Raw genomic sequence first — 16,517 nt, 5'->3', positions numbered from 1 at the left:
GAATTGAGAGGTCGCCGCCGTTGTAGGCTTCGGGTCAGTCAGGTCAAGCGCCATAACTAATTCCCATGAAATTGCGACAATTCGATTACGTCTGTTTTCGTATTGACCAGAAATACGATCTCGGGCAATGACGCGACAGATGGTTCCCAAAGGCTGAGCCCAAGGGATGAAAAGGGAATACGGTGAGGCGCGAGAACTCGGGCCAAATCCGTAACTGCCCCCGCAACTGTAAGCGGTGAGCGACGCCAATTTCCCACTGGCCCAATTGGGCCGGGAAGGGTGGCATAGCTTTGATCCGCAAGTCAGGAGACCTGCCATCTCAAGTGTAACCAACCCGGGGCGGGGTGTCCTGGAAGGAGGCATCATGGCGCTGCATACGCCGGCTGGCATCGTTTCCAAATCGCCCGGCTCACGGGCGTTCAGCAGGCTGTGCCATGTCTAACGCGGCAGATCACGTTCTTTTGGTATGCTCAACCTGTCGCGGGACAGTGAACGCCGACGCAATTGCAGCGGCTTTGCGCCCGGAACTTCCCAACAGTTTTGTCATCCGAACCGTCGATTGCATGGCCGGATGTGCATCCCCAACCACGGTTGGATTTCAAGGAAACGGAAAAGCACATTACCTCTTTGGGGGAATTGAAACAGCGCAGGACCTTAATGCTCTGGCCGAATTTGCGCGCCAATATGATAAAAGCGTCGACGGTTGGACAAACGCCTCAGATCGACCTGCCGCCCTATACAAAAAGACGCTGGCGCGCTTGCCAGCGTTGGTCATGAGGCCCAAGAAATGAACCTGAAAACCTTTTTGCAGGCCAGTGACGTAAGCTATTTTGCCCAATCCGATGAGGCGTTGCTGCAGGATGTTTCATTCGACCTTGAGGAAGGCTCTATCCTTGCAATTGCGGGGCCCAATGGCGCGGGCAAAACCACACTCTTGAACCTGCTATGTGGCGCAGAGACGCTGGTTCACGGCGCTATAGAAATCAAAGGGCGCAGTCTTCGCGCATTGTCGGCGGTCGAACGGGCAAGGATGATCGCAGTTGTCAGCCAGCAAGAGCTGCCCGACGGCCGCTTGTTCCTTAAAGACTATGTTGCTTTGGGCCAGATACCGATCCAGGCAGACCGCTCTGTCGATCAGCACGCACGGGATTTAGACCGCATTCTCGATCGTACTGGTCTGACCGCGTTGGCGAACAAGCGTATGGCCGTTTTGTCCGGTGGTGAACGCCAACGGGCGCATATTGCGCGTGCGCTGGCACAAAGACCGTCGCTTTTGTTTCTGGACGAGCCGACAAACCATCTGGATCCGGACGCCAAGGGTCGAATGCTTTCCTTGATTGCAGATCTTGGAATCACCGTGGTGATGATCGTTCATGATCTGGTCATGATCCCTGAGTTCGCCACCCATGTGGCATTGATGAAATCTGCGAGGCTGTCCGGGTTTGGTGCAGTGGCCGACGTTCTGACAGCTGAGCGGGTACGTGACACCTTTGGCGTTGAGTACCTGCGCTTTCACCACGAAGGGCGCGAGATCCCGGCGCTCGATATCCGAAAATCCTCTGTTTCAAATTCTAACCGGAGTTCCCCTGAATGAAACTAGTTGTGTCTATGGCTTTGATTGCAGCCATGACAGGCGGTGTTGCAGCGCATGAAATCACCGTCGACAATTGCGGCGAACCGCTTGTGTTCGAAACACAACCCGAACGTCTGGTTGTTCATGATATGAATATGACCGACATGGCTTTTGTATTGGGTCTGCAAGATAAAATCGTGGGTCTTACTGGTATTACCGGTTGGTATAAGACAAGCCCCGAGTTCGACACACTGCGAGGTGACATTCCCGAACTTGCTCCGAAATATCCCACCATCGAAAATCTGGTAGCGGCAGAGCCAGACCTGTTTTTTGCCGGATGGTACTATGGCATGCGACCTGGTGGCGAGGTGACACCAGACACTTTGGCGCCGTTCGGGATCAAGACAATGATCCTGACGGAAAGCTGTGTTCACATCAACAAAGACCGTCCGGTGGCCAGCATGGACCTTTTGTTCAACGACATATTGCGCCTGGGGCAAGTGATGCATGTCGAAGAAAAAGCTGAAACCTTGGTTCGAGATTGGAAAGATGAGCTTGCCAAAATCCAAGCACAAACGGCGGGTCTTACAAAACCTCGCGTCTTTCTTCTGGATGGTCCGGCAGACGCGCCATTTACCGCAGGTAAATTTGCAATACCGGATGCCATGATTGCGGCGGCGGGTGGAGAAAACGTAATCCATAACATGGACACCAGTTGGGGTCGCACGTCATGGGAGACTGTGGCCGCCGCCAACCCAGAATTCCTTGTCCTGTTGGACTATCAAACAGGAAACGGTGCCGAAGACACGTTCAAGTTTCTTCAAGAACACCCTGTTATGTCCCTAACCGATGCCGTGAAAAACAAACGCTGGATCGGCTTGCGTTACGAGGAACTGACACCCGGACCCGCAAATATCGAGGCAATCTCGAAAATGGCGCGGGCCATGCATCCTGAACTGAATTAAGTTGGGGCGTTTGGGTCTGACACTGCTTGGGGGGGCGGCTATTCTGGCGGCCCTCTTGTTGGTTTCAACAGTCTACGGAACGACCCACATACCTGTGTCGGAGACTTTCGATGCCATTCTGTTGGGAACCGGTCTGTCAGTTGGCGAAATGTCCCCCCTTCATCGCATCGTGTTCGATCTGCGCTTACCGCGGGCTCTTTTCGCGGCGGTTATTGGCGCGGGCCTCGGCGTCGTCGGTGTAGTGTTGCAAACCACCACGAGAAACGACCTGGCCGATCCGTTTTTGTTCGGGCTGTCTTCCGGTGCGGCGGCAGGGGCTGTGTTTGTCATCACCGTTACCGGCGATATTCTTGGGGTCTGGACTTTGCCTCTGGCCGCCTTTTGCGGAGGGTCGGTGGCCTCTGGCATCGTGCTGGCTTTGGTGCATGGCTTACGCACCAGCGCACCCGAAAAACTGATATTGGCCGGGCTCGCGGTGTCATTTCTTTTTTCCGCAGTAACCAATTATTTGATTTTTGCTGGAGACAATCGCGCGGCACATTCTGTGATTTTCTGGATGCTGGGTGGTCTCGGTCTGGCCAGATGGGAGATGTTTCCATTGGTTTGCGCCGGTTTGCTGCTGGTTCTGGCATACGCGCTTTACCGAGGGCGTTGGCTGGACGCTTTGCTCACCGGTGATCTTACGGCAACGACATTGGGCGTTCCGGTTCAGGGGTTGAGGTTCAAGATGTTCTTCGTTGCGGCACTGGCGACGGCTGCATTTGTGTCAGTAGCGGGCGTTATTGGATTCGTGGGCCTGATGGTGCCGCACATTGCTCGCGGCATCGCGGGTCCGCTACACCACCATCTGATTCCAACGGCGGCAGTTGTTGGGGCTGTCCTGTTGACCGGATCAGACATACTCAGCCGCCTCCTACTAGCGCCTCAGGAATTACCTGTGGGTATCGTAACGACTTCTTTGGGTTCGGTATTCGTTTTCATTCTGCTTTTGCGCACAGCCAAGCAAAAACGATGACGCGCTCATGTCCCATGTGGGCACAATTCGCTCCGCTTGATCAAAAACGGATTCGACCGCATGATCTCAGAATGAGTTTTGAGGTCGGCCCTTGGCTGAAAGAACTTGGACTGGACCAGTATACTGACGCGTTTTTGGAGAATGACGTCGACGGTCGTGCTTTGCCGCTTCTGACAAATGATGACCTCAAGGAAATCGGTGTCTCTCTCGGGCATCGGAAAATTCTTCTGGCCGCTATCGAAAGCATGAAACAGCTGCCTGAAAGCACAGCTAGTACACCTCAAGTCTCACCCCAGCCTCCCACTCCCGCCACAGCCGAGCGAAGGCATCTGACTGTATTCTTCGCTGACCTTGTTGGTTCGACCGAACTGACAAACCGGCTCGACCCTGAAGACATGCGCCTGTTGTTACAGAACTATCAGGATGCTGTGGCGGGTGCCGTATCCAGATACGGTGGATATGTCGCCAAGTATCTGGGTGATGGGCTTTTGGTTTTTTTCGGCTGGCCCAGAGCGTTTGAAGACCACGCAATCCGCGCCATCAAAGCCGGGTTGGACTCTGTTGCGCGTGTTCAGAACTTGAAGACACCAGACGGCCAACCGCTGGCCGCACGGATCGGGATAGCAAGCGGTGACGTTGTTGTTGGTGATACCATCGGCGAAAACACCCACGAAGAAGGCGCGATGACCGGGCCAATCCTGAATCTTGCAGCACGTTTGCAAGAAAAAGCCCTTCCGAACTCGGTCGTGGTGACACGGGAAGAAACCGAAGCAAGCCTGCACCGGATTTTCGAGTTTTCCTCTTTGGGCGCGACACAATTGAAGGGCTTCGACGAACCGCGTGAGCTGATGCAGGTGGTATCCGAACACCAAGCGGAAAGTCGGTTCAAGGCATCCTATAGCGAGGATACCAGTACCGAACTTGTGGGCCGCAGTTTTGAAAAGGGCATCTTACAACAAACATGGCAGCGTGCGCGAACAGGGCATGGCGAAGTCATCCTGCTGGCAGGCGAACCCGGTATCGGCAAATCTCGGCTGACAGAAGAGTTTCTGAACGATGAAACCATCTTGGACCACGCCGATATCATCCGGCTGAATTGCTCGCCCTACCTGACAAGCAGCCCATTCCACCCTGTGACCGAGCGCATCTCAAGCGATGCAGGCGTAGAGCCCGGGTTTGATGACAATCTGGTTCTAAGTCACGTGCGCGACATGTTGAGTTCTAGGCAGGGATTAGAACTGGATCAGGTCTTACCCGTTTTCGCAGCTTTGGTGGCACCGCGCAGCGATCCTGCTCGGGAAGTTCTGGAACTGTCGCCTAGGGAACAACGGGACCTTACTATCCAGACCTTGATCAACACTGTAAAAGCGCGCTCAAAGGTAAAACCCGTCATTTTATGCGTCGAAGACGCCCATTGGATCGACCCATCCACCAATGCGCTTTTGGAGCGGTTTCGAGCGATCTGCTCGGACTTACCGCTTATGATCCTGATCACGCATCGCCCCGGGTGGGATCTGAAACAAGATGACGGCGATCCCCATGTGCAAACCCTGCACCTACGGCGGTTCGACTACGCGCAGGTTGCCAATCTGATAAAGAACATATCTGGTCGCGATCCGGATGATCAGCTTGTCAAACTAATCGTCGAAAAAACGGATGGCGTACCGTTGTTTGTCGAAGAACTGACCAGCGCCTATCTGGACGCTGGCGAAGACGGAAACATCGCGGTGCCTTCGTCGTTAAAAGGCGCGTTGATGGCCCGTTTGGATGCCGTATCACCACAGGCCAAACAAGTTGCACTCGCGGGGGCAGTCATCGGGCGGGAATTCTCGTCCGACGTCCTTTCCGATGCAATGAGCCAAAGCATTGAGTCTGTGAATCCAGGATTGAACGAACTCTGCAAATCCGGCCTGATTTTTGAAAGCGGCAACAGCAAAGGCAACTATGTTTTCCGTCACGCTTTGATAAGGGACACCGCCTACCAATCCATGCTGAGCTCTACCCGCCGACAACAGCACGCAAGTGTTGCGGCCGCGTTGACCCGCCTGCGCGCGGCTGAGATTGCCCGTCGCCCAGAGCTTGTCGCGCACCACCTCACTGAAGCACAAGACTGGACCGCAGCGTTTTCCAACTGGCAGGTGGCTACAGAGATGGCTCTTGCCCGGTCGGCCAGCCAGGAAGCAATGGTCAATGCAAACGAAACGCTGAACGCGGCCAAGAACCTTGGATCGCAGCAAAGCGTTGAGACAATCAAGGCAATGGTCCTTGTAGGGCGCAGCTACGACAGTTTGGGCGAATTGCCTCAGGGAATAGCAACACTCAAGAAAGCTTCGGACGCCGCACGATCGCTTGGCCATGCAGAGCTTTCCGCCGAAATCGCACATCACTTTGCCGACTCGTGCATGATGTCGAGCCAGCGCCACAATGAGGCTATCGAGCTTTGCCTTGATGCGCTTCGCGAACTGCCCGAAGACGACGAAAGGCGGCAATGCCAGTTGATGAGCCAGCTGGCACGCGCGTATCTGTTTGTTGGTCAACTCTCGGAAGGCGCACGATACGGGCATCAATCAATGGAACTTGCCGCTAGGTTGGGGGATCATAAATCACAGTTTTCCGTGATGATGATGCGTTTCGGCGCGCCGTTTGTGGCACGCCAGGACGAAGAGGCGCAAAACTGGCGCCAAAACCTGAAAGCCATGCACACAGTGGCGGAAAAGCTGGGAACTATTGACCAGGGTCGTGACCGTACGCTCAGCCTGTTTGTCGGGATGGAAATGGCCGATCGGGCGTTAGTGGATCGATCCTTGAAACTTTTGACCGAAGTTTCGCAGAAAGATAACCACCTTCAGCTCTATTGGGTTCAAATCCACGCCCGAGCGATGATTGCCATCATGGAGGGCGACTGGGCACAGGCCGAGAAATTCGCGAACGAAGCCGTCAAAATAGGGCGCAAAACCCACGGGAAACACATCGAAGGCGTCTATGGCGTCCAGATGTTCACCATTCGGCGCGAACAGAACAGGTTGCAAGAAGTAGCCCCGGTCATAAAGAAGCTGATGTCGGATGATCCCGAAGACACAAAGTGGAAACCCGGTTTTGGTCTTATTGCTGCTGAACTTGGTTATCTTGAACCCGCTGAGCGTATCTTGAACGAACTGGCTGAAAACGGCTTCACCTTGCCGGCAGATGCAATGTATTCGACCACCCTGTCCTATCTGGCCGATATCTGCGATGCCGTGGGACGCAAGGATCATGCAGAAACGCTGTTCGACATGCTTCTGCCCTACGAAGACCTCACCATCACTGCTGGCGCAACAACGGTTTGCACAGGTGCCGCAGCGCGCCGCCTTGGTAAGCTGGCCGCCCTTTTGGGAGATTGGGAGACAACTGAACATATGTTCACCAAAGCGATTGAGATAGACACACGCATGGCCAGCCCGCCCTGGATCGCGCATAGCAAAGCAGCGTTTGCCGCCTGTATGCGCAAATTCGGGCATAGGCAGAACATGGAAACGGCATTTCGCCTTGAGGCCGAAGCGTTGGCAACTGCGCAAAATTTGGGTATGGTTGCACTTATGTCTAAGCTTGAAGGTACAGTGAGTTAGTCCCTGAACACATGCCCTGGGGGGTGCATATGCCAAGGTATATTATTGAACGCCATTTCGCCGAACAACTAAGCATCAACGACGACGACAAAGCTAAAATTAAAGAAATAAACGACGAGGAAGGGATCGAATGGATCTTTTCGTTCCTCAGTGCGGACAAACGCAAAACCTATTGCTTGTACGAGGCACCTGACGAGGAAAGCCTGAGAAAGGCCGCCGAGCGCTTAAACATTCCGGCTGATGTAATCACACCTGTGGATCGAATTGATCCGGGCGTGTTTGCTTAAAGGCCTCGTATTCGACGGGGCATTGCGCCTTTAATTATCGACGACCATCAATGAACTGTGGCTGAGGCAACCGGCAAGAAACCTTCCTTAAGAACGGAAGGTATTAAACATGTTCGATTCAAGAACTCTGGATGGCAATTCGACGGAAGTTGATCAGGTTGCGCTGGATGCGCTCAGCGCGTCTCTCCGAGGTGCGGTTCACGGCCCGGGTTGCGAAGAATACGACACGGCCCGCACGACATGGAACAGCATCGTGGATCGGCATCCCAGTTTTGTCATCCGCGCCTTGGGCGCCAGTGACGTGCAAAAGGCTATAAATTTCGTCCGCAACGCTGGTCTGGTTTTATCCATAAGGTCCGGCGGGCATCAGATCGCCGGTCACGCTGTGGCAGATGATGCAGTTATGCTGGACTTGTCCCACATGCGTTCAGTTCACGTCGACCCGGTCGCGAAAACAGCCCGCGTGGCCCCCGGCGCCGTGCTGGGCGACGTGGACAGGGAAACCCAGGCACATGGGCTTGCGGTGCCACTCGGCATTAATTCCACGACAGGAACAGCTGGTTTGACCTTGGGCGGTGGCTTTGGCTGGATTACCCGCAAATTCGGAATGACCATCGACAATCTCATCTCGGCCGAGGTTGTCACGGCCGACGGATCGATTGTCACTGCATCCGCATCGAACCACCCCGATCTATTCTGGGCGATACGTGGCGGTGGCGGCAATTTCGGGGTCGTAACGTCCTTCGAATTCCAGTTGCACCCGCTGGGGCCCGCGGTCCTTTCAGGGCTGGTCGTGCACCCGATCGAAACTGCACCTGAACTGCTGGCCAAATACGCCAGAATTGCAGATTCGGCACCTGACGAACTGACCGTCTGGAGCGTCATGCGAAAGGCCCCGCCCCTACCGTTTTTGCCCGAAGACTGGCATGGCCGCGAAGTTCTGATCTTTGCCGCCTGCTATACAGGTTCTATGGAAGACGGCGAAAAGGCAATGGCAGAGCTGAGAGGTTTAGGTGATCCGATCGCCGATGTTATCTCACCCCATAGTTTCGTCGACTGGCAGGCTGCATTTGATCCCCTGCTTACACCGGGCGCGCGGAATTATTGGAAGAGCCATGATTTCAGCTCTCTATCTACAGAGGCAATTTCTGGCCTGCTGGACGCGATATCCAACCTTCCTGATCCGGCCTGCGAAGTGTTCATCGCGCATGTTGGCGGCGCAATGGCGCGTGTACCAGCCGATTCAACGGCATATCCCGAAAGATCGGCACATTTCATTATGAATGTGCACACACGCTGGGAAGATCCCGCCAAGGATGACACCTGCATCGCGTGGGCACGAGGTTTGTACGATCGCATGACACCGCACGCCACCGGCAGCGCCTATGTGAACTTCATGCCCGCTGACGAAACAGACCATATGGCTGGAGCATACGGTGCGAATGCTGCAAAACTGGCGGAGGTCAAAAGAACTTATGATCCGGATAACCTATTTCGGATAAACCACAATATTCTGCCAGCTTGAGCCTACTCTTTACATCGAAAAAGAGGCCCGAGCCAACCAGGCACTTAGGTCTTTCTCGGCCGCAGCGATGGCTTCGTTGTTCAGGATTTGCGAAGTCATCGCCTTAGACACAGCGCGTACGCGTTTGTTGATCGCGATGTCGTCCGTATCGATGAGCAGATCGTTTACATCGAGCTTCTCATAGATTGAAAGCAACCGGTTTTGGATCGTCCGCAGCGCCAGTTTTCTGCGCGTGGCAATGGCCTTATCTGGAAGGCCAAGCGCCAGGTCCGTCAAAATGGCCAGTTCGACTTCTGTAAGTGCCTCACCAGAACGGCTTTGGTCCCGCTGAATCTGATGAATCTCACGATCGACCATGATTTGCGCTTCCAGTAAGACAGCACGCAAGGCCAAATGCATCCGCGACGGGCTGGCCGTTTTCAGGACATACCCGTAGGCTGCTTCTTTCGGAACGATCCGTGCGATCCCTCGTAAATACGCCTCATCCGAGTAGTTCGACCAAAACAGAATACGCGTATCCGGTCGTTCCGACCAAATGGTTCGCGCGGCTTCAATGCCGTTCCGCTCTTTCATCCGAAGGTCCATTACAATCGCTTCGACCGCGTTTTGGCGCGCTTGCACTTCGCCGTCCCGGCCATTCGTCGCAAGGCTGACATCCGTGGCCTCAGGCAAGGCTTCTTGCACCAGTTCCTTGAGGTAATTGGCATGCATGGCGTCATCTTCAACCAACAGAACTTTCATGCGACTACCTCTTTGCTGGGGCATTCCGACGACGGCAAGCGCACGCTGATTTCGGTCCCGTTTGCGTATTGAATGTCGAATTTTGCTGCGATCAGATGCGCACGTGTTCGCATATGTGTTAACCCGCCAGACACTTTTGTCGGCTCCATCGCTGAGTTGGATGCGCCGTTGTCACGAATCCTGAGATGCAAACCGTCCTGACACGCAATCTCGACCTCGATCGAGGATGCCTCGGCATGGCGCACGGCATTGTTGATGGCCTCTTGCGTAATGCGAAACAGAGCAATCCGCTTAGTTTGTGGCAAATCGTCAATCAAACCGTCGGACAGATCTCGGACATCAATCTCGATGTCCTGATTGGTTCCAACCGCACGTTCAAGATGGGTTCGCACAGCGTGCTGAAATCCAAACAACTCCAGCAAAGACGGTATCGACGTATCAATAATTTCACGCAGACCCTGTATGCAATTTTGCATATTCCCGCGAAGCGTCTCGATATCCTGCCGCGTTTTACAGCGTTCAAGTTCGCGGCTGATCCGGGTCATGTCGGCCAGGGTTTGGTCATGAAGATCCATGCCAATGCGCTGCCGTTCCAACTCTAGCGCATCGGTCAAGCTAAGCGCCCCAAGGCGCAACCCTTCTTCGCGCGCCTGCAACTCAGCACGCATGATCGCCTCGCGCTTGGTTTGTTCGTTGGCACGTAGAGCGTAGAAGTATGGGGCTAGAATATCGGCGATATTACGAACTTGTTCGACGGCCTCTTCATCGTAGAAGTCCTTCTTTTGCGACGAACAATTCAAGGCCCCAATGGTGCGCCCCAGAACTTTCATGGCGACGTTAACACGGCTGCGCATCTTGTGCTTTATGATCGGCTCGCAGTCGGCGCCTTCGAATACATACCGGGGGTCTTCCAAGGCATTTCCAGTCAACAGACTATCGCACTGACCACTCAGGATATCCCGAACCGGCGACACTTCTATAGGTGCCCGGGTGCGGCTCCAACTGGTGCGTAGCCCAACCTCATAGCTGGTGTTCCAGCCGCCTTTATCGTCGATCAGGCAAACATCCAGATGGTCGACCTGCAAAATGCGGTCGATCTCGGATTTGACCGAGCGCAGCGCGGATTTGATATCAAGCTTGCCAGCCAGATGGTTGGAAATCCGCAAGTAGTAGGCAAGATCAGCCATGAGTTCACTTTCAAAAAACCAGACCGCAGCAACTGGCGATCCAGAGTATAGAACCCCACCGGCACCATGTCATGCGGATTGCCGCAGCAGTTTTGCGGGAACCCGCAAGCTTTGCGCGCATCCTACTCTTACGCTTTCAGCCCCTTCACGGAATCCTTTCGGCGTCGGCCCGCAACAGTGGGCGCGGTATTTGGGCGGCGTTTTGGCCGCCGAGGGAGGAAAGAATGACACTCAAGGCCATAATGCTCGGCGCGGCAGCCGGGATCACGGTATTTGCAGCGACCAACGCCGTGGCGGACACGTCCGACAAACGCATCGCTCTGTCCAACAACTATGCTGGGAACTCTTGGCGGCAGGCCATGCTTGAAAGCTGGCAGAAAGTTGGGGAAGCGGCTGTCGCAGACGGTATGGTTGCCGCTGCGGACGCATTCACAACATCCGAAAACCAGGCCACTGAACAGGCCGCCCAAATCCAGAACATGATCCTGCAGGGTTACGACGCGATCGTGATCAATGCAGCTTCGCCAACAGCGATCAATGGCGCGGTCAAGGCTGCCTGTGATGCGGGAATTACAGTCGTTTCGTTTGACGGCATCGTGCAGGAGCCCTGCGCATGGCGCATCGCCGTCGACTTTCAGCAAATGGGCCGCGAACAAGTCAAATACCTTGCTGAACGCTACCCAGATGGTGGCAACCTGCTGGAAATCAGAGGATTGGCAGGCGTTTTTGTAGATGACGAAATCAGCGCCGGCATTCATGACGAAGTCAAGAACACGAACTTTGAAATCGTCGGCTCGGTTCACGGCGACTGGGCGCAGGACGTGGCGCAAAAAGCTGTTGCCGGTATCTTGCCGAGCCTGCCGGAAATTGTCGGTGTCGTGACGCAAGGCGGCGACGGTTATGGTGCTGCACAGGCTATCGGAGCGACCGACCGCTCAATGCCGACAATCGTGATGGGCAACCGGCAGGACGAACTGCAGTGGTGGGCTGATGAAAAGGCGGCAAACGGCTACGAAACAACCTCGCTTTCTATTGCCCCCGGTGTAAGCACCCTTGCCTTCTGGGTTGCTCAGCAGGTTCTGGATGGCAATGAAGTTCCGAAGGATTTGACCGTTCCCTTCCTGACCATCACGCAAGGCGAATTGGAAGAGTCTCTGAAAACCACGCCCAAAGGGTCCGTGGCCAACGTGGAATATACGTTGGAAGAGGCCAAAGGCGTTATCGCCTCGGCCAAGTAATCCAATGAACGACGCTCAAAAGATACCCGGCGCATCAGATGCGCCGGTTGTCACGCTGGACGCAGCCCATATGTCGTTTGGACCCGTTCAAGCGTTAAAGGCAGCGTCGCTCGAGATTGCAGCTGGCGAATGCGTCGGTTTGGTTGGGCACAACGGTGCGGGGAAATCGACCCTCGCCAATGTGATCAACGGACGCCTTTCGCCGACCCAAGGTGCCGTACGGTATCGCATAAGTGACCCGGCGCTTAAAAACAGTCAGAACGCTCAGGCGTCCGGCGTTCGCAGTGTTTTTCAGGAACTGTCCTTGTGTCCTAATCTGACAGTTCTTGAAAACCTGCGGATCCCCTATCGCAGCATGCCGCGCAAGGGCTGGCGCAAAGTTGCGCAACAAAAGATGGCCGCGGCGCTTGATCTGGTCTTCCCCGGACACGGCATTCGCCCGCGTGCAACCGTCGGTGACCTAAGTATCGCCGAGCGCCAAATGGTTGAGATCGCGATAGCCTTCGCAGATCGTGACCGCGAACCTAGCCTCGTCATTTTGGATGAACCCACGTCTTCGCTGGATGCGGCGATCGCCCAGCAGCTTTTGGACCACATAAAACGGTACTGCGCGGCGGGTGGAGCCGTTTTGTTTATCTCGCACATGATGGGTGAAATCTTTGAGGTTTCGACCCGCATCGTCGTCATGAAGGATGGCCAGATCGTGGATGATCAACCGGCGCAAGCCTTCACACGCCAAAGCATCGTGGACGCCATGGGGCACGTGGCACCAGATGACGACGCCCAAGGTTCCGCACGCTCTGAAAAAACTCTGGGCCCGGAAATCGTAAGCGCCCCCAATGGCTTGAACGCCAAACAGGGCGAGATTGTGGGCCTTGCCGGCCTTGCGGGACATGGTCAGGCAGAAGCCCTGGCGCAAATATTTTTCGATCATTCCTCGGTTTGGAAATCCGGCAAAAAGCCCGAGGTCGTCTTTGTTGCAGGCGATCGTGCACGCGATGGTGTCATGCCCTTGTGGTCGATCCTGAAAAACCTGTCCTTGACGACGTTGCCCGAATTCAGTCGCCGGTTCCTTGTGGAACGCGCAAATGAATCCCAGTTGGTCCAAGGCTGGAAAGAACGTATCGGGATTCGCACCGACAACCTGTTGAACCCCATCCTTTCCCTGTCCGGGGGCAACCAGCAAAAAGTTCTTTTTGCACGCGCGCTTGCTTCGAGCGCACCGCTGGTCGTGATGGACGATCCGATGCGCGGCGTGGACATCGGAACAAAAAAAGAAGTCTATCAGATGATCCAGAATGAGGCCGCCAAAGGCCGCAGCTTCTTGTGGTATTCGACCGAAACTGACGAAATCCTCGAATGCGATCGGGTCTTCGTGTTCCGGGCCGGGGAGATTTCGGCCGAACTGACCGGCGACGACATTAGTGAAGAGAACATCCTTCACGCATCTTTCGAAATGCAGGACGCCGTGCAATGACCAGTGATCGCCTGCGCCTAGCCCTGCCCGTTTTGTCTCTTGTCGTTTTGCTTGGGGCAGTATTCTACCTGCAGCCACGCGCCATGAGCTATTTTGGCCTTAATCTGCTGTTTAACCTGGCTATTCCCGTTGCGCTGGCAACCATAGCGCAGATGATGATCATCATGGTCAACGATATTGACTTGTCCATCGGAACCTTTGTCAGCTTCTGCGCCTGCGTTACCGCGACCTTCGTGCATGACACGCCGCTATTAGGGTACGCCATTCTGGCCGCCGCCATCATGGGCTATGCAATGCTGGGGGCGTTGATCCAGCTACGCGGACTGCCCGCAATCGTTGTCACCTTGGGAATGTCCTTTGTCTGGGGCGGCCTAGCCGTGTTGATCCTGCCCTCACCGGGCGGGGCGTCGCCTGAATGGCTGAAATCTCTGATGAGTCTGAAAACTCCTTTGGTGCCGATTGCCGTCGTCGCCCCCCTCGTCATCGCTTTGGTGGTACACTTGCTGATCAAGAGATCATGGGTCGGGGTTATCCTACAGGGCGTAGGTGGGAACGACCGCGCGCTGGAACGCGCCGGCTGGTCGCTGGTCCGGCTAAGGGCCTCGGCTTATGGGCTGGCTGGGCTGTTTGGCGTCCTCGCCGGGATGTCACTAGTCGGGCTCACTACTGCAGCCGACGCTAACATCGCCTTGCGATACACATTGCTATCTATCGCCGGTGTTATCTTGGGTGGCGGTGAGTTCGTGGGCGGCCGGATCTCTCCGTTCGGTGCGGTGGTTGGTGCGCTTACTTTGACACTCGCAGCAAGTTTCCTGTCCTTTCTCAGACTGTCGCCAGACTGGCAAATTGGGGCGCAGGGCGCGATTTTGATACTGGTTCTTGCCGTACGCTTGGTATTCGTTCGCAAGGGGGCTCCGGCATGACTGACAATGCGTCCAACCCTGTCGAACAAAACAACATTGCGCGTGCGATACTGGGAAAACCCTGGATTTGGGCGTATCTTGCGGCGGGGATAACGCTGGCCGCAACGAGTTTGATCGCCGGTTCAGGGGCTGGTTCGCTGGTCTATGCGGCCCTGACCTTTGCTTCCTTCTCGGCAATCGTCGGGATCGGTCAAATGCTGGTCATTACGCTTGGGCCGGGCAATGTGGATCTGTCCATCCCGGCTTCGATGACCTTGTCGGCCACGCTGGCCCTAAAATTCATGAACACCGAAACATCTTTGATTGTGCCAGGATTGCTTGTTGCGATTGGCGTGGGCATCGGATGTGGCATTTTGAACTTTGCGCTCATTCTGCTGCTGCGAATTCCACCCATTATTGCCACGCTATCTGCATCTTTCCTGTACCAATCCCTCGCAATCTGGTCGAACAGGGGGCTACGCATAAAGCCACCCGAACCCCTAGCTGATTTTGCCACCGGAGGCGCCCTGGGCATTCCCAACGTAGCCGTGGTTGGAATCGCACTGGCTGTACTTGCATGGGTCGTTCTGGAACGCGCCATTGCAGGGCGGTGGATATCTGCCATTGGCCAAAACTTGCGCGCCGCACGCCTAAGCGGCGTACCCGTAAACGCGGTCCGCTTTGGCGTCTACGTAAACTCTGCCGTCTGTGCAGCTTTGGCCGGCTTTTTGCTGGCAAGCTTTTCGGGCGGCGCAAACCTGAACATGGGCACTGAATACATGCTGATGTCCATTGCCGTGGTCGTTATCGGAGGGTCGTCGATCGGTGGCGGGAATTCGAACGTGCCCGGGATCTGGGGCGCGGCCCTGTTCATGTTCTTAATCGTTTCAATGCTGAACTCTTACGGGCTTGGGGCCGGAATCCGCTTGATTGCAACCGGTATTGTCATCGTAGGCGTCGTCGCATTGGCCAGCCGCAAAGGATATGACGTATGACGCATACACATCCATATGACATCGTACGGCCAGAGTTTTGCGATCTGATCCACAAGAATGTCAGCTTGTCACGGCTGTCTTCCGGTCACATTTGGACTGAGGGCCCGGTTTGGTTTCCAGCGCATAACCTTCTTCTTTTTTCCGACATCCCAAACGAGCGTCTGTATCAATGGACCGAAAATGGCGGGGTCAGTGTTTATCGTCAGCGATCACATTATGCGAACGGCAATACACGCGACCCCGAAGGCCGTCTTGTAACATGCCAGCATGGAACACGGTCTGTGGTGCGGACGGAACATGACGGTCGCGCGACCACCATCGCCGAAAGCCACGCTGAAAAAACCCTGAATTCGCCGAATGACGTTGTCGTTCGCTCGGATGGTTCAATTTGGTTTACTGACCCGACATACGGCATTTTGTCCGATCTCGAAGGATACAAAGCAGAGCCGGAACAAGACGGCAGTTTCGTCTACCGCGTCGACCCAACATCGTTTGAGATAAAGGCCGTCGCGAAAAATTTTGTGCAACCAAATGGATTGGCCTTCACTTGCGACGAAGCAAAGCTGTACATCGCAGAGTCTGGCAGCAGCCACGACCCATCGGTTCCTTCGGTTTTGCGCGTGTTTGATGTGCTTCCGACCGGAGACCTCAGCGGTGGTCAGGATTTCTGCCAGATCGATAATGGATTGCCCGACGGGCTGCGAGTTGATCGCCATGACAATATATGGTGTTCAGCCGCCGATGGTGTGCACGTGTTCTCTTCAGACGGAGATTTGCTTGGCAAGATCCTGGTCCCAGAGACCGTCGCGAACCTGACATTCGGCGGGCCACGTGGGAATATCCTTTTTATTACGGCTTCAACGTCGGTTTATTCGATTTTCGTGAACTCCGCTGGCGCAATATCATAAGTTATTGATTTTACGAGGTAGAACAACAGATAGCGTAACTCTCTGAGCCTATCTTTTTGTCAACAAAAACACTTTCAAGCGTCGCACACTTCCCGTTGC

14 protein-coding genes and 1 riboswitch are annotated in these 16,517 nt (G+C 54.9%); of the genes, 12 read left to right on the top strand and 2 right to left on the bottom strand.

All coding sequences use genetic code 11. From position 1 onward, the window contains the following. Positions 1-123: 123 nt before the first annotated feature. A riboswitch (cobalamin riboswitch) is annotated at positions 124-333 on the top strand. A 101-nt stretch (positions 334-434) separates the two neighbouring features. The 7 genes from ACR0DG_RS12490 to ACR0DG_RS12460 all read left to right on the top strand — a co-directional run bounded on the left by ACR0DG_RS12490 (position 435) and on the right by ACR0DG_RS12460 (position 8,970). Beyond that, complete coding sequence (locus ACR0DG_RS12490; protein ID WP_480696868.1) at positions 435-791, top strand: DUF1636 family protein; 357 nt, start codon at positions 435-437, stop codon at positions 789-791. Beyond that, positions 788-1,594, top strand: coding sequence for an ABC transporter ATP-binding protein (locus ACR0DG_RS12485; protein ID WP_480696870.1), 807 nt, complete (start codon positions 788-790; stop codon positions 1,592-1,594). The genes ACR0DG_RS12490 and ACR0DG_RS12485 overlap by 4 nt, the downstream gene beginning before the upstream one ends. Further along, positions 1,591-2,538 (top strand): ABC transporter substrate-binding protein, encoded by a 948-nt coding sequence (locus tag ACR0DG_RS12480; protein ID WP_480696872.1) that lies wholly within the window; start codon positions 1,591-1,593, stop codon positions 2,536-2,538. Before ACR0DG_RS12485 ends, ACR0DG_RS12480 begins: the two co-directional genes overlap by 4 nt. Positions 2,539-2,548: 10 nt before the next feature. Then, positions 2,549-3,553, top strand: coding sequence for a FecCD family ABC transporter permease (locus tag ACR0DG_RS12475; protein ID WP_480696874.1), 1,005 nt, complete (start codon positions 2,549-2,551; stop codon positions 3,551-3,553). A 71-nt stretch (positions 3,554-3,624) separates the two neighbouring features. Next, positions 3,625-7,158, top strand: coding sequence for an adenylate/guanylate cyclase domain-containing protein (locus tag ACR0DG_RS12470; protein WP_480696876.1), 3,534 nt, complete (start codon positions 3,625-3,627; stop codon positions 7,156-7,158). An 11-nt stretch (positions 7,159-7,169) separates the two neighbouring features. After that, positions 7,170-7,445 carry a DUF4242 domain-containing protein gene (locus ACR0DG_RS12465; RefSeq protein ID WP_480707171.1) on the top strand — a complete coding sequence of 92 codons (276 nt, stop codon included), beginning with the start codon at positions 7,170-7,172 and terminating at the stop codon, positions 7,443-7,445. Positions 7,446-7,554: 109 nt separating this feature from the next. Further along, positions 7,555-8,970 (top strand): FAD-binding oxidoreductase, encoded by a 1,416-nt coding sequence (locus ACR0DG_RS12460; RefSeq protein ID WP_480696880.1) that lies wholly within the window; start codon positions 7,555-7,557, stop codon positions 8,968-8,970. 9 nt (positions 8,971-8,979) lie between these two features. Here the strand turns inward: ACR0DG_RS12460 and ACR0DG_RS12455 are convergent, their stop codons facing one another. Continuing rightward, positions 8,980-9,711: a response regulator transcription factor gene (locus ACR0DG_RS12455; protein WP_480696882.1), complete on the bottom strand. Its 732-nt coding sequence runs from the start codon at positions 9,709-9,711 to the stop codon at positions 8,980-8,982. Further along, positions 9,708-10,898, bottom strand: a complete 1,191-nt coding sequence (locus ACR0DG_RS12450; RefSeq protein WP_480696884.1) for a GAF domain-containing sensor histidine kinase — start codon at positions 10,896-10,898, stop codon at positions 9,708-9,710. The genes ACR0DG_RS12455 and ACR0DG_RS12450 overlap by 4 nt, the downstream gene beginning before the upstream one ends. A 224-nt stretch (positions 10,899-11,122) precedes the next feature. On the opposite strand from ACR0DG_RS12450, the gene ACR0DG_RS12445 reads away from it, so the two are divergent. From ACR0DG_RS12445 to ACR0DG_RS12425, 5 genes are read left to right on the top strand one after another with little or no spacing between them, the layout of a single operon-like run. Then, positions 11,123-12,136, top strand: a complete 1,014-nt coding sequence (locus ACR0DG_RS12445) for a substrate-binding domain-containing protein (protein ID WP_480696886.1) — start codon at positions 11,123-11,125, stop codon at positions 12,134-12,136. Positions 12,137-12,140: 4 nt separating this feature from the next. After that, a complete protein-coding gene (locus ACR0DG_RS12440) occupies positions 12,141-13,613 on the top strand; it encodes a sugar ABC transporter ATP-binding protein (protein WP_480696887.1) in 1,473 nt (490 codons plus the stop codon). Next, positions 13,610-14,536 carry an ABC transporter permease gene (locus tag ACR0DG_RS12435; protein ID WP_480696889.1) on the top strand — a complete coding sequence of 309 codons (927 nt, stop codon included), beginning with the start codon at positions 13,610-13,612 and terminating at the stop codon, positions 14,534-14,536. Before ACR0DG_RS12440 ends, ACR0DG_RS12435 begins: the two co-directional genes overlap by 4 nt. After that, positions 14,533-15,510 (top strand): ABC transporter permease, encoded by a 978-nt coding sequence (locus ACR0DG_RS12430; protein WP_480696891.1) that lies wholly within the window; start codon positions 14,533-14,535, stop codon positions 15,508-15,510. The genes ACR0DG_RS12435 and ACR0DG_RS12430 overlap by 4 nt, the downstream gene beginning before the upstream one ends. Next, complete coding sequence (locus ACR0DG_RS12425) at positions 15,507-16,418, top strand: SMP-30/gluconolactonase/LRE family protein (RefSeq protein WP_480696893.1); 912 nt, start codon at positions 15,507-15,509, stop codon at positions 16,416-16,418. Before ACR0DG_RS12430 ends, ACR0DG_RS12425 begins: the two co-directional genes overlap by 4 nt. Positions 16,419-16,517: the final 99 nt, after the last annotated feature.

It is taken from the genome of Ruegeria sp. BG8 (assembly GCF_056538325.1).
The sequence above is the reverse complement of the archived record's forward strand: the minus strand, read 5'-3'. Positions and strand labels throughout refer to the sequence as shown.

Bases quoted from the DNA above. Each gene is read 5' to 3' on its own strand.
- ACR0DG_RS12490 (WP_480696868.1), top strand. From the start codon at position 435: ATGTCTAACGCGGCAGATCACGTTCTTTTGGTATGCTCAACCTGTCGC.
- ACR0DG_RS12485 (WP_480696870.1), top strand. From the start codon at position 788: ATGAACCTGAAAACCTTTTTGCAGGCCAGTGACGTAAGCTATTTTGCC.
- ACR0DG_RS12480 (WP_480696872.1), top strand. From the start codon at position 1,591: ATGAAACTAGTTGTGTCTATGGCTTTGATTGCAGCCATGACAGGCGGT.
- ACR0DG_RS12470 (WP_480696876.1), top strand. From the start codon at position 3,625: ATGAGTTTTGAGGTCGGCCCTTGGCTGAAAGAACTTGGACTGGACCAG.
- ACR0DG_RS12465 (WP_480707171.1), top strand. From the start codon at position 7,170: ATGCCCTGGGGGGTGCATATGCCAAGGTATATTATTGAACGCCATTTC.
- ACR0DG_RS12460 (WP_480696880.1), top strand. From the start codon at position 7,555: ATGTTCGATTCAAGAACTCTGGATGGCAATTCGACGGAAGTTGATCAG.
- ACR0DG_RS12455 (WP_480696882.1), bottom strand. From the start codon at position 9,711: ATGAAAGTTCTGTTGGTTGAAGATGACGCCATGCATGCCAATTACCTC.
- ACR0DG_RS12450 (WP_480696884.1), bottom strand. From the start codon at position 10,898: ATGGCTGATCTTGCCTACTACTTGCGGATTTCCAACCATCTGGCTGGC.
- ACR0DG_RS12445 (WP_480696886.1), top strand. From the start codon at position 11,123: ATGACACTCAAGGCCATAATGCTCGGCGCGGCAGCCGGGATCACGGTA.
- ACR0DG_RS12440 (WP_480696887.1), top strand. From the start codon at position 12,141: ATGAACGACGCTCAAAAGATACCCGGCGCATCAGATGCGCCGGTTGTC.
- ACR0DG_RS12435 (WP_480696889.1), top strand. From the start codon at position 13,610: ATGACCAGTGATCGCCTGCGCCTAGCCCTGCCCGTTTTGTCTCTTGTC.
- ACR0DG_RS12430 (WP_480696891.1), top strand. From the start codon at position 14,533: ATGACTGACAATGCGTCCAACCCTGTCGAACAAAACAACATTGCGCGT.
- ACR0DG_RS12425 (WP_480696893.1), top strand. From the start codon at position 15,507: ATGACGCATACACATCCATATGACATCGTACGGCCAGAGTTTTGCGAT.